Raw genomic sequence first — 13,455 nt, forward strand, 5'->3', positions numbered from 1 at the left:
GGCCGGGGGCTGCCGCCCGTCGGTGATGACGGCGGATCTCATCCTGCCATTGCACATTCGCACAGTCGACTATACATTCGTACAACATCGCCCCGATGCGATGCAGATCACATTCCAGTGGACCGAGAGGAGGGCACCCGTGCAGCCCATCGATCAGACGACGTCCGGCCCCGCCACATCCGTGGGCGAGCGGCCCCTGGCCGGGATCCGCGTCGTCTCCGTGGCCGTGAACCTGCCCGGCCCCCTCGCAGCGGCCCGGCTCGCCGAATTCGGAGCCGAGGTCGTGAAGATCGAACCGCCGACGGGCGATCCGCTCGCCGCCGCTGCCCCGCAGTGGTACGCCGAACTCATCGCCGGCCAGCGCGTCCTGACCCTGGACCTGAAGACCGGTCCCGGGCAGGACCACCTCGCGACCCTCCTGAAGGGCGCTGACCTGCTGCTCAGCTCGCTGCGCCCGTCCGCGGCCGACCGTCTCGGCCTACCTGCCTCGGCGCATGCCGCGGGAGCCGTGTTCCTCGAGGTCGTGGGACACGACGGTGACGACGCCGACCTGCCGGGCCACGACCTGACCTACCAGGCCGCCGCCGGCACCCTCGACGCCCCCCGGATGCCGCTCGTGCCCGTGGCCGACCTGCTCGGCGGGGAGCGGGCCGTCTCCGCCGCGCTCGCCGCGCTGCGGAGCCGAGACCACGGGGGCCCGGTCACCCGCGTCCGCGTGACGCTCGAGGACGCCGCCAGGGCCGCCGCGGCCCCGGTGCGGCGGGGCCTGCTCGGCCCGGGCGGCCCGCTCGGCGGAGACCTGCCCACCTATTCCCTCTACGCCAGCGCCGACGGCCATGTGGCCGTCGCCGCGGTCGAGCCCCATTTCGCCGCCCGCCTGGCGGAGCACATCGGCTCGACCCGGGACGAGATCGCCCGCACGATCCTCACCCGTCCCGGAGCCGAGTGGGAGCGGATCGCTAACGAGCTCGACCTGCCGCTCGCCGTCGTCCGTCCCCCTCGCTGACCCCGCCGTCCGTCCTCAGGAGCACATCATGGCCACCCTCCCCAGCGTCCTCGCCACCACGGCCCGCCGCGTCCCCCAGCACCCCGCCCTGAAATGGGGCGATTCCTCGCTCACCTATGCCGACCTCGATGCGACCGTGGACCGGCTCGCCGGTGAACTCATCTCCCGAGGACTGCGCCCGGGCGACCGCGTCGTCCTCGTGGCCGGCAACACCCCCGAATTCGTGATCGGCCTCTACGGAGCGTTGCGGGCGGGTGCGATCGTCGCCCCCGTCAACCCGCGCTCCGCGCGTCCTGAACTCGAGCACTTCCTCGCCGACACCGAGGCGCGGATGCTCCTCGTCGACCCGACCGTCGGCGAGGGTGTCCAGGCCCTGGCCGCAGCGGACTCGGGGTCGGCCCAGCTCCTCGCGCTCGGCGCTCTCGACGGCTTCGACGACGTCCTCGCCGCGGCCGACGGCCGGCCTGAAGGAGCCGTCGCCCATCCGGACCTGGCCGAGGACGACGACGCCCTCATCATCTACACCTCCGGCACGACGGGACGGCCGAAGGGCGCCCTCTTCGACCACCACCGCGTGCTGTGGGTGGGCCAGAACATGATCATGGGCCTGGGCATGCGGGTCGGCGAGACGATGGTGCACGTGGCGCCGCTGTACCACTCCGCCGCCCTCAACCTCCTGCTGTTCAGCGGCGTAATGCTGGGCGCCACCCACGTCCTGCTCCCGGCCTTCGACCCCGACGAGGTCATCGCGACGCTCGAGCGGGAGAGGGCCACCATCTTCTTCGGCGTCCCCACGATGCTCGCCTACATGCTGCGCAGCCCGAGGTTGGCCGCCAGCGATCTGTCCCACCTGCGCGGCATCCTCTACGGCGCCGCCCCGATGCCGGCGAGCACGGCCGAGGCGCTCGTGGCCGCGCTGCCTCACGTCCACATCATCCAGGCGTGCGGCCAGACCGAGGGCGGTCCGGGCGGGATCTTGCTCACCCATGAGGAGGTCATGGCGAAGCCACACACGAGCGGGCGCATGGCCATGCCCAACACCGAGGTGCGCGTCGTCGACGCGGACGGCCGCGACGTCGGCCCTGGGGAGGTCGGCGAGATGATCATGCGGGGCGAGACCATGATGAAGGGGTATTGGCGGAACCCCGAGGCCACGGCGGTCACGGTCGTCGACGGCTGGGTCCACACGGGCGACCTCACCCGGGTCGACGAGGAGGGCTTCCTCACCGTGGTCGACCGCCTCAAGGACCTCATCATCACGGGCGGGCGCAACGTGTACTCCGCCGAGGTGGAGAACGCGTTGGCCGGCTGCCCGGGCGTCGCCGAACTGGCGATCATCGGACGCCCCCATCCCGACTACGGGGAGAGCATCGTCGCCGTCGTCGCCCCGATGCCCGGCGCGACCGTGTCCCTCGAGGCGCTGCGGGACTACGGCGAAGGCCGCCTCTCGCACTACAAGCTCCCGCACGAGCTGGTGCTGCGCGAGATCCCCCGCAACCTCTCCGGGAAGATCCTCAAGCACCGCCTGCGGGCCGACCTCACCGAGCCCGGCGTCCCCGCCTGAGCCGGGCCCCTCCGTCCCACCAGACCTCACCCGTGAAGGAGAACCCATGAGCACCGCCCCTTCCAGCCGAGACGCCGTGATCGTCGACGCCGTCCGCACCCCCGTGGGCCGCCGCGGCGGCGCCCTGCGCGACTGGCATCCCCTGGACCTGCTCGCGCACACGCTCGACCACCTCGTCCGCCATTCCGGGGCCGACGCCGACGCCCTGGACGACCTGATCGCCGGCTGCGCGCTCCAGCGCGGCGAGCAGGCGGGCAACGTGGCCCGCAACGCGCTACTCGGCGCCGGCCTGCCGATCGGCCTGCCCGGCACCACGATCGACCGCCAGTGCGGCTCCGGCCAACAGGCCGTGCACTTCGCCGCCCAGGGCGTCCGGTCCGGCGAATACGACTGGGCGATCGGCTGCGGCGTGGAGTCCATGTCCCGGGTGGACCTCGGCCCGCTCTTCGCCCCGGGCGGCCCCCGCGGCGAGTGGTACGGCACGCGTTCCCTGGCCCGTTTCGAAGGCAACCTCCCCGCCCAGGGGCCGTCCGCGGAGCTCATCGTGGAGAAGTGGGGCCTCACGCGCGAACGGCTCGACGCCTACAGCGTCCAGAGCCACCGCCGCGCCGCCGAAGCCACCCGGGAAGGCCGCTTCACGGATTCCCTCGTGCCGATCGACGGGCTCGACCGCAATGGCGACACCGTGGCACTCACCGCCGACGAAGGCATCCGTGCGGACGTCGATCCGCAGAAGGTGGCCGCGCTCGCCCCCGTGTTCTCCCCCGACGGCGCCATCACGGCGGGGAACTCCTCCCAGCTCAGCGACGGCGCCGCCGCCCTCCTCGTCGCCGAACGCGGCGCCGCCGAGGCCGCCGGGCTGCGCCCCAAGGCCCGCATCCTCAGCATGGCGGTGGCGGCGGACGACCCGGTGCTCCAGTTCACAGCGATCCTCGCCGCGACCCGCCGCGCCCTGGACCAGGCCGGACTGGACATCACGGACATCGACCTCGTCGAGGTGAACGAGGCGTTCGCCCCCGTCCCCCTGATCTTCATGGACGAGTTCGGCTACCCGGAGGACCAGCTCAACGTGAACGGCGGCTCCATCGCGATCGGCCACCCGCTCGGCTCGACCGGCGCCCGGCTGCTCACTCAGCTCACCGACGAGCTCCACCGCCGTCAGGCCCGGTACGGGCTGCTGACGGTCTGCGAGGGCGGCGGCATGGCCAACGCCACCATCCTCGAGCGCTTCTAAGCGCCCCGACCAACGGAACCCTCCCAGGACCAGAACCAGGAGCATCACATGCAGATCAAGGACCGCACCTTCCTCGTCACCGGCGGCGCGTCCGGCCTCGGCGAGGCCACGACCCGCGCGCTGCTCGACCGCGGCGGGCACGTGGTGGTGGCCGACCGCGCCGGAACCGCGCCCGAGGGCGCCGTCTTCGTCGAGGCAGACGTCACCGACGCCGTCCAGGTCGCGCACGCCGTGGCGGAGGCGACCCGCCAGCCGGGGCCGCTGTCCGGCGTCGTGAACTGCGCCGGCATCGGCTCGGCCGCCAAGGTGATCTCCCGCGACGGCCCCCAGCCGCTGGCGGACTTCGAACGGATCGTCGGGGTGAACCTCATCGGCACCTTCAACGTCATCCGCCTCGCGGCCGCGGCGATGGCCGAGAACGAGCCGGACGACGATGGCGGCCGCGGCGTCATCGTCAACACGGCCTCCGTGGCCGCCTACGAGGGACAGGTGGGCCAGGCCGGGTACTCAGCGTCGAAGGGGGGCGTGGTGGCGATGACGCTGCCGATCGCCCGTGAGCTCGCAGCCTACGGAATCCGCGTGAACACGATCGCGCCCGGACTCTTCCTCACGCCGATGATGCACCAGCTGCCGGAGAAGGCCCGTGCCTCCCTCGGGGAGCAGGTGCCCTATCCCTCCCGCCTCGGCGATCCGGCCGAATACGCGCATCTGGTCACCCACATCGTGGAGAACCAGATGCTCAACGGCGAGACCATCCGCCTCGACGGCGCCATCCGCATGGCGCCCCGCTGATCCTGACCACTTCTGGAGGAACCATGAGCACCGCGCCCCGCCGCCGCGTCACCGGATACCCCTCGACCTCGGGGGACGACGTCCAGCTGAACACCACCACCCTCATCCGACACGCCGCCCGGACCCACGGCGACCAGGAGATCGTCTATCGCACCCCGGACGGGGGGTGGGACCGCTACACGTACGCCGAGGCCTACGAACGGATCCGCCGCGCCGCGAACGCCATGACCGGCCTCGGCGTCAGCCCCGGCGACCGCGTGGGCGTCATCGACTGGAACAGTCGGCGACACTACGAGCTCTACTGGGCGATCCCCGGCATCGGCGCGACGATGGTCCAGGTGAATCTCCGCCTCGCACCCGAAGACCTCGTCCACGTCCTCACGGACAGCGGGTGCACCACGGTGTTCGTGGACGAGTCCCTGCTGCGCCACGCCGAGGTCATCGCCCCGCGCCTGCCGGAGGTGACCACGTGGGTGGTGATGACGGACCGCCCCCTGTCCGAGATCGAGACGACGCTGCCGGGCGTGCGGCACTACGAGGACCTCCTGGCCTCGGCCTCCCCGGACGTCGACTGGCCGGAGGTCGAGGAGACCTCCGCCTACGGCGCGTGCTACACCACCGGCACGACCGGCCGGCCGAAGGGGGTGTTCTACTCGCACCGCGCGATCGTGCTGCACTCGTATGCCCTGGCCGCCTCGATCGGCATGACGCTCCGGGACGCCACCATGATCATCACCCCCATGTTCCACGGCCAGGCCTGGGGCCTCCCGCAGGCCGCCACCCTGATGGCGAACAAGATCGTCCTCCCCGGCCGCTACATGGCGGAGGACACCGCCCCCCTGACCGACGCCCTCATCGCCGAAGAGGTGACGATCACCAGCGGCGCCCCCGCCATCTTCCAGCCGATGCTCGCCTACATCGAGACCCTGGACGAGAAGCCGGACCTGAGCCGGCTGCGCATGATCTCCGGGGCGACCGAGCCGTCGTTGTCGCTCATGCGGGGATTCCGCGACCTCACGGGCGCGGAGGTGGTCCATGCCTACGGCGCCACCGAGACCACTCCCCTGGTCACGGTGAACCGCTACAAGCCGGGTGTGCTCGCCCGCCTCGACGAGCCCGCCCTGATGGACCTCAAACGCAAGCAGGGCCTGCCGTTGACCAACGTGGACCTGCGGATCGTCGGGCCGGGTGATGAAAACCTGCCCTTCGACGGCGTCAGCCAGGGGGAGATCTGCGTGCGCGGGCCGTGGGTCACGACGGGGTACCACGGCATGAGCGAGGCCGACGCCGAGGGCCGGTTCCTCGACGGCTACTGGCGCAGCGGCGACGTCGGCACCGTCGACTCGGACGGCTACCTCAAGGTCACCGATCGCCTCAAGGACGTCATCAAGTCCGGCGGCGAGTGGATCTCGTCGATCGACATGGAGAACCTGCTGACGAGCCATCCGGCCATCACGGAAGCCGCGGTCGTCGGGCTGCCCCACCCCAAGTGGCAGGAGCGCCCATACGTACAGGTGATGCTTCGTCCTGGAGCGACGATCACGCTCGCCGAGGTCCACGAGCACCTGAGCGGGGCGTTCGCCTCGTGGCAGCTCCCGGAGCGCGTGGACGTGGTCACGGAGCTCCCCCGCACCAGTGTCGGGAAGATCGACAAGAAGACGATCCGCGGCCGGCACACGGACCTCTATGCGGACGCGTCGGAGGCCGCCCGCCCCGGCGGCGGGGCCGGCGACGTCGAGGAAGGCGGCCGAGCATGACCCGCGACATCATCCGGACCGAGCGCATCGGCCCCGTCACCGTGATCCACCTGCAGGACGACCGGGCCCTGAACGCGTTGGGGTCGGCGCTCGTGGCCGGCCTCGCCGATGCCCTCGAGCACGCCCAGCAGGACCCGGAGGTGCGCGCCGTCGTGATCACCGGCTCCGACCGCGCGTTCTGTGCCGGTGCACACATCCCGGAGGTGCTCGCCCTCCGCGAGGCCCTCACCGCCGACCCGGACGCCGAGGTCTACCTCGACCGGCTGTTCGACCTGCTCGCCGCGAGCCCCCAGCCGGTGATCGCCGCGGTGCGCGGACTCGCCCTCGGCGGTGGCTGCGAGCTGGCCCTGGCCTGCGACCTCGTCGTCGCCGGGGAGTCCGCGTCCTTCGGACTGCCCGAGGTCCGGCTCGGCGTCATCCCCGGCGCCGGCGGCACACAGCGGCTCGTCCACGCGATCGGCAAGGCCAAGGCCACGCGGATGCTCATGACCGGTGAGTCGGTCGACGCTGCGTGGGCCGAGTCCGCGGGCCTGGTCGCCGAGGTCGCGGCGGACGAGGACGTCGTCGCCCGTGCGGTCGACATCGCCCGGCGCGCCGCGGACAACGCGCCAGGCGCGGTCCGCCTCGCCGTCGGCTGTGCCCGCCGCGCCCAGGACCTGTCGTTGACCGACGGCCTGGCCCACGAGCGCCGGGCCTTCCTGGAGGCGCTGGCCTCCGACGACGCCGCCGAAGGGATGAGCGCATTTGCGCAGAAGCGGCGCCCCGTCTTCGGTTCCCGCTGACCGACACCGACACACTGAGACACCGAGGAGAACACCATGATCCTGGATTCGTACCGATCCCCCTGGCTGACGGAGGACGCGGAGGCCCTGCTGGAGCACTGCCGCGACTTCCTGGCCCGCGAGGTCGTCCCCCACGAGGAGCGTTGGGCCGAGCAGCACGGGGTGGACCGCGACCTGTGGACCAAGGCCGGAGAGGCCGGCCTGCTGTGTCCCTCCCTGCCGGAGGAGTACGGCGGGGCCGGCGGCACCTTCGCGCTCGAGGCCGCGATCCTCACCGAACAGGGTCGCTGCTTCGACGACGCGTGGGGATTCAGCATCCACTCCCCGATCGTCGCGCACTACATCCTGGCGTACGGCACCGAGGAGCAGAAGCAGCGGTGGTTGCCCGGGCTGGCCTCGGGAGAGCTGGTCGGGGCGATCGCCATGACCGAGCCCAACACCGGGTCGGATCTGCAGGCGGTCCGCACGCGCGCCACCCGCGACGGGGACCACTACGTGATCAACGGTTCCAAGACCTTCATCTCGAACGCCACGCACTGCGGCCTGCTGCTCATCGTGGCGCGGACGGGAGACGAGCCCGGTGGCCGCGGTCTGTCCCTGATCGTCGCGGAGACGGACGGCCTCGAGGGCTTCGAGCGCGGCCGGGTCCTGAAGAAGATCGGTCAGCACGGCCAGGACACCCGCGAACTCTCCTTCTCGGACATGCGGGTCCCCGTGTCCCACCTGCTCGGCCCGGACGAGGGCCAGGGCTTCGTGCAGCTCATGGCCCAGCTGCCTCAGGAACGGCTCACCCTGGCGGTGCTGGCCGCGGGCGTGTGCGAGGCCGCCGTGCGCGAGACCATCCGGTACACCAAGGAGCGTCACGCGTTCGGCGAACCGCTGATGTCCTTCCAGAACACGCAGTTCGTCCTGGCGGAGTGCGTCGCGGACACGCTGGCGACCCGGACCCTCGTGGACCAGTGCATCGTCGCCCACGTGGACGGCACGCTGACCGCCGCAGACGCCTCCATGGTGAAGTTCTTCGCCAGCGACATGCAGAACAAGGTGGTCGACCGCTGCCTGCAGCTCTTCGGCGGGTACGGGTACATGGAGGAGTACCCGATCGCCCGGGCGTTCACGGGCGCCCGCGTGCAGAAGATCTACGGCGGCACCAACGAGATCATGAAGATGCTCGTGGCCCGGGCACTCTGAGCCACACCCCCGTCACCCCCGACGGCGGCGCACCGGACCGGTGCGCCGCCGTCGCCGTGTGCGGCGCGGGGTGTCGGCCCCGCCCCGCGCGGCGTGATGGGATGGGCCGCATGCCCCAGACCACTTCGCACGCCCCCGTCCCGCCGTCCGCCTCCGCCGAGCCCGTGACCCGCCGCCACCACGGCCACACGTTCCAGGACGACTTCGAGTGGCTGCGCGGCAAGGCGGAGCCCCGCGTGCTCGAGCACCTGGCCGCCGAGAACGCGTACACCGAGGCCGTGACCGCGGACCAGGCGCCGCTGCGCGAGGCGATCGTCGGCGAGATCAAGGCCCGCACGGTGGAGACGGACCGCTCCGTGCCCGCCCGCCGGGACGGGTGGTGGTACTTCGTGCGCACCCGCGAGGGCGCCGAGTACCCGATCCACTGCCGCGTGCCCGCACGCGACACCGGCGACCTGGAGGCCGACTGGACCCCGCCCGTCATCACCCCGGACGCCGCCCTGCCGGGCGAGCAGGTGATCCTGGACGGCAACGCCGAGGCCGAGGGCCACCCGTTCTTCGCGCTCGGCGGCCTGCACATCAGCCCGGACGCCACCCGGGTGGCCTACGCCGTGGACCACACCGGCGACGAGCGCTTCACCCTGCGCGTGCGCGAGATCGCCACGGGCGAGGACCTGCCGGACGCGGTCGAGAACGTGGCCCACGGCGTCCGCTTCGACCGCTCGGGCACCCGCGTGTTCTACACCGTGTGGGACGACTCGTGGCGGCCGTACCAGGTCAGGGCCCACGTGCTCGGCACCGACCCGGCCGAGGACGTGCTCCTGCACGAGGAGGCCGACCCGGGCATGTGGACCGGCTTCGAGGGCGTCGCCGACCGCACCCAGCTGCTGATCGGCGTCGGCAACTCGGAGGTCTCCGAGACCCTCGTGGTCGATCTGCCGGAGGACCCCGCCGCACCCCTGCCCGCCCCGCGCGTGCTGATCCCCCGCGCGTGGCGGATGCTCGCCGACGTCGAGCCCGTCACCGACGCCGACGGCGTCCGCCGGCTGCTCGTGGTCCACGACCGCGCCCTGGACGACGACGGCGCCCCCGTCGCCGCGCCCAACGGGATGCTCTCGGTGGTCGCCGAGGCGGACGTCGCCGACCGCGGCGCCTGGCGCACGGTCGTCCCGCACCGCGAGGACGTGAAGGTCGACGGCGTCATGGTCACCCTGACCCATGCCGCCCTGGCCGTGCGCCGGGAGACGACCCCGCGCGTCGTCGTCGCCGAACTGGACGCCGTGCTGGCCGGGCAGGCCGCGCACTGGCGCGAGCCCGCGTTCGACGAGGAGCTCTACGCGTGCCATCTGTCCGCGACGGCGGCCGAGTCCCCGTTCCTGCGGCTGGCCTACACGTCCTGGATCACGCCCGCGCGCGTGCTGGACGTCTCGGCGGCGACAGGCGAGGTGCACCTGCGCCGCGAGACGGAGGTGCCCGGCTACGACCCGGCCGACTACGTGGCCGAGCGCGTGTGGGCGCCGGCCTCCGAGCCGTCGTCGGTGACCGGGGAGGACGTGCGGATCCCCGTCACCGTGATCCGGCGCCGCGACGTGAAGCCGGACGGGACGGCCCCGTGCGTGGTGTATGGCTACGGCTCCTACGAGATGTCCATGGACCCCGTGCTGGGTGTGGCCCGGCTGTCCCTGCTGGACCGGGGCGTGGTGTTCGCGGTCGCGCACGTGCGCGGCGGCGGCGAACTGGGCCGGCGCTGGTACGAGGACGGCAAGAAGCTGGCCAAGCGGCACTCCTTCACGGACTTCGTGGACGCCACCCGGCACCTCGTGGGCCTCGGCTGGGCGGACCCGGCGCGCGTGGCCTGCATGGGCGGCTCGGCCGGCGGCCTGCTCATGGGCGCTGTGCTGAACCTCGCGCCGGAGCTGTACCGGGCGTGCCTGGCCGTGGTGCCGTTCGTGGACGCGCTCACCACCATCCTCGACCCGGAGCTGCCGCTGTCCGCGCTCGAGTGGGAGGAGTGGGGCAACCCGATCGAGGACGCGGCCGTGTACGCGGCCATGCGCGCCTACACCCCGTATGAGAACGTGCGGGCGGTGGACTACCCGGCGATCGCGGCCGTGACGAGCCTGAACGACACCCGCGTGCACTACGTCGAGCCGGCCAAGTGGGTGGCCCAGCTGCGGCGGACGGTGACGAGCGACCAGGCCACGCCTCTGGCCGAGGGCGGCGCCCCGATCCTGCTGCGCACCGAGATGGACGGCGGCCACGGCGGCGCGTCCGGCCGGTACCAGGGCTGGGAGGACACCGCCTGGGAGTACGCGTTCCTGCTGACCGCGCTGGGGGCGACGGCGCGGATCGTCTGAGCCGGGGCGGGGCCCCGGCAGCCCGCGCAGCCGTCGATGCGCTGGTGCGCCGCGCGCGTGAACCAGAGAGTACTGCTGTCAGAACGGCCCTGGGACGACCGAATTGTCTGGCTCGCGGAGGAGGCGGGCGGCTCACCCCCGCCTCGCCCGGCGGGCCTAGACTCGGGCCCCATGAGCACCCCGCAGCCCGACGCCGCCCGCCCCGACCGCGACCGCCTGCCCGAGCAGGTCTCCGACCTCTTCGACCCCACGCGCTGGCGCGTGGTCGAGGGCTTCGACTTCGAGGACCTGACCTACCACCGTCAGGTGGAGCGCGACGCCGACGGCCGCTGGGTGCGCGACCTGCCGACGGTGCGCATCGCCTTCGACCGCCCCGAGGTCCGCAACGCGTTCCGCCCCGGCACCGTGGACGAGCTCTACCGCGCCCTCGACCACGCGCGCATGACCCCGGACGTGGGCACGGTGCTGCTCACCGGCAACGGCCCCTCCCCCAAGGACGGCGGCCACGCGTTCTGCTCCGGCGGAGACCAGCGCATCCGCGGCCGCGACGGCTACCGCTACGCCGAGGGGGAGACGGCCGAGACCATCGACCCGGCCCGCGCCGGACGCCTCCACATCCTCGAGGTCCAGCGCCTGATGCGCACCTCCCCCAAGGCGATCATCGCCGTCGTGAACGGCTGGGCGGCCGGCGGCGGCCACTCGCTGCACGTGGTCGCGGACCTCACCCTCGCCTCCCGCGAGCACGGGAAGTTCAAGCAGACGGACGCCACCGTGGGCTCCTTCGACGCCGGCTACGGCTCGGCCCTGCTCGCCCGGCAGGTGGGCCAGAAGCGCGCCCGCGAGATCTTCTTCACCGCCCGCGAGTACTCGGCCGAGGAGATGGTGGCCATGGGCGCGGTGAACGAGGCCGTGGACCACGAGCGCCTCGAGGAGGTCGCCCTCGAGTACGCCGCGGACATCAACCGTCAGTCCCCGCAGGCCCTGCGCATGCTCAAGTTCGCGTTCAACCTTCCCGACGACGGCATGGCCGGCCAGCAGGTCTTCGCCGGCGAGGCCACGCGCATGGCCTACATGACGGACGAGGCCGTGGAGGGCCGGGACGCGTTCCTGCAGAAGCGCGACCCGGACTGGTCCGCCTTCCCGTACCACTTCTGACCGACCACCACGGCAGGACGGAGACCCGCCCATGCTCGCACTGCTCGACGACCAGCCCATCCTCGTCCTCATGGCCACGGTCGCCCTGGGCGCCGCCGTCGGCACCATCCCCCTGGGCAAGATCCGCCTCGGCGCCTCGGGAGCACTGTTCGTGGGCCTGCTCGTCGGGGCGGTGCTGCCCGACGTCGGCGACCGGCTGGCCCTGTTCCAGAGCTTCGGCCTGGCCCTGTTCGCCTACCTGATCGGGCTCGGCGCCGGCAAGGTGTTCTTCCGGGACCTGCGCCGCAACCTGCCCCTGATGCTGGCCGCCGTCGTCGTGGTGATCCTCACCGCCTTCACGGTGCACCCGCTGGCCGCGCTGCTCAACCTGGACCTGCCGACGGCGATCGGCGTGTGGACGGGTTCGCTCACCGCGACGCCGGCGATGGCGCTGGCGAACCAGCTCACCGGCGGGCAGGCCCCGGCCGTGGGCTACGGGCTGTCCTACCTGGTGGGCGTGGTCGGCACCATCATCGCGATCACCGTGCTCGCCGCCCGCCCGTGGAGCAGTTCCCCGCGCGATCCGGCGCCGGTGACCGACGGCAAGCTGCGCTTCACCGCCGCGGTCGCCACCTCCGCGCTCGCCGTGCGGGAGATCCCCGGGATCTCCGAGGGGCTGGTGCGCGTGGTGGCGCTGCGCCACGGCGGCGTGGCCCGGATCGCCGGCTCCGCCGACCGGATCGAACCCGGGGACGAGGTCGTCCTGGACGGCACGGAGAAGAACATCGACGCGGCCGTGCAGGCCTTCGGCCGACGCACCGGCGCCGACCCGGCGCGGGTGATGAACCCGCTGCAGACCTCCATGGTCATCGTCACCGCCCGCGCCCTGGCCGATCGCCGCCTGGGCACGCTGTCCCTGCGCGAGCGCTTCGGCACCGACGTCGCCCGGCTGCGGCGCGACGACGTCGAGTCGCTGGCCACCCCGCAGACCGAGCTCAAGGTCGGCGACCGGGTGCTCATCGTGACCACCGCGCCGCGGATGGAGGCGGTGCGCGACTTCTTCGGCAACTCGACGCGCGGGCTCTCGGACCTGGACTGGATCTCCCTGGGCACGGGCATGGCGCTGGGCTACCTGCTGGGCATGGTGACGATCCCGCTTCCGGGCGGGGCCTCCTTCTCCCTCGGCCCGGCGGCCGGGTGCATCCTCGTCGGCCTCGCCCTCGGTGCGATCGGCCGAACGGGACCCACGGTATGGGAGCCGTCCACGGAGATCGCGCTGACGCTGCGGCAGTTCGGCCTCATGATCTTCCTGGGCGTGGTGGGCCTGGCCGCCGGCCCGGCGTTCATCGAGACGGTGTTCACCCGGGTCGGCGGGCTGGCCATCCTGATGTCCGCCGTGCTCACCGCGCTGACCGCGGCCCTGCTCATCGCCGCGGCACGGCTGCTGGGGCAGTCCGTGGATCGCACCTACGGGGCGCTGGCGGGCATCACGGGCCAGCCGGCGATCCTGGACTACGCGCTCTCCCGGTCCACCGACGCCCGCGTGACCGAGGGGTACGCCCAGCTGTTCGCACTGATCATGGTGGTCAAGATCGCCACCGTGCCGTTCCTGCTCTGACCGGCCGGGCGGATCCGATC

At 72.4% G+C, this 13,455-nt stretch carries 10 protein-coding genes; all 10 read left to right on the forward strand.

Annotated features, from left to right (window positions below):
* Positions 1 to 139: 139 nt before the first annotated feature.
* The 10 genes from B1A86_RS08925 (at position 140) to B1A86_RS08970 (ending at position 13,435) form a co-directional block, all read left to right on the forward strand.
* Complete coding sequence (locus tag B1A86_RS08925; RefSeq protein WP_231866342.1) at positions 140 to 1,006, forward strand: CoA transferase; 867 nt, start codon at positions 140 to 142, stop codon at positions 1,004 to 1,006.
* A 28-nt stretch (positions 1,007 to 1,034) separates the two neighbouring features.
* A complete protein-coding gene (locus B1A86_RS08930; RefSeq protein WP_063189984.1) occupies positions 1,035 to 2,570 on the forward strand; it encodes a class I adenylate-forming enzyme family protein in 1,536 nt (511 codons plus the stop codon).
* Between the two features lie 46 nt (positions 2,571 to 2,616).
* Positions 2,617 to 3,804 carry a thiolase family protein gene (locus B1A86_RS08935; protein WP_063189983.1) on the forward strand — a complete coding sequence of 396 codons (1,188 nt, stop codon included), beginning with the start codon at positions 2,617 to 2,619 and terminating at the stop codon, positions 3,802 to 3,804.
* Positions 3,805 to 3,852: 48 nt separating this feature from the next.
* A complete protein-coding gene (locus B1A86_RS08940; RefSeq protein ID WP_063189981.1) occupies positions 3,853 to 4,596 on the forward strand; it encodes a 3-hydroxyacyl-CoA dehydrogenase in 744 nt (247 codons plus the stop codon).
* A 23-nt stretch (positions 4,597 to 4,619) separates the two neighbouring features.
* Positions 4,620 to 6,353 carry a long-chain-fatty-acid--CoA ligase gene (locus B1A86_RS08945; protein ID WP_063189979.1) on the forward strand — a complete coding sequence of 578 codons (1,734 nt, stop codon included), beginning with the start codon at positions 4,620 to 4,622 and terminating at the stop codon, positions 6,351 to 6,353.
* A complete protein-coding gene (locus B1A86_RS08950; RefSeq protein ID WP_063189977.1) occupies positions 6,350 to 7,135 on the forward strand; it encodes an enoyl-CoA hydratase/isomerase family protein in 786 nt (261 codons plus the stop codon). The genes B1A86_RS08945 and B1A86_RS08950 overlap by 4 nt, the downstream gene beginning before the upstream one ends.
* Positions 7,136 to 7,171: 36 nt before the next feature.
* Complete coding sequence (locus B1A86_RS08955) at positions 7,172 to 8,326, forward strand: acyl-CoA dehydrogenase family protein (RefSeq protein WP_063189975.1); 1,155 nt, start codon at positions 7,172 to 7,174, stop codon at positions 8,324 to 8,326.
* Between the two features lie 110 nt (positions 8,327 to 8,436).
* Positions 8,437 to 10,683, forward strand: coding sequence for a S9 family peptidase (locus tag B1A86_RS08960; RefSeq protein ID WP_078025955.1), 2,247 nt, complete (start codon positions 8,437 to 8,439; stop codon positions 10,681 to 10,683).
* A gap of 171 nt (positions 10,684 to 10,854) precedes the next feature.
* Positions 10,855 to 11,838, forward strand: coding sequence for a 1,4-dihydroxy-2-naphthoyl-CoA synthase (locus tag B1A86_RS08965; protein ID WP_044658900.1), 984 nt, complete (start codon positions 10,855 to 10,857; stop codon positions 11,836 to 11,838).
* A 31-nt stretch (positions 11,839 to 11,869) separates the two neighbouring features.
* Positions 11,870 to 13,435, forward strand: a complete 1,566-nt coding sequence (locus B1A86_RS08970) for an aspartate:alanine exchanger family transporter (protein ID WP_078025956.1) — start codon at positions 11,870 to 11,872, stop codon at positions 13,433 to 13,435.
* Positions 13,436 to 13,455 lie beyond the last annotated feature (20 nt).

The sequence above is a fragment of the Micrococcus sp. KBS0714 genome (assembly GCF_002008305.4).
GTDB lineage: Bacteria > Actinomycetota > Actinomycetes > Actinomycetales > Micrococcaceae > Micrococcus > Micrococcus luteus.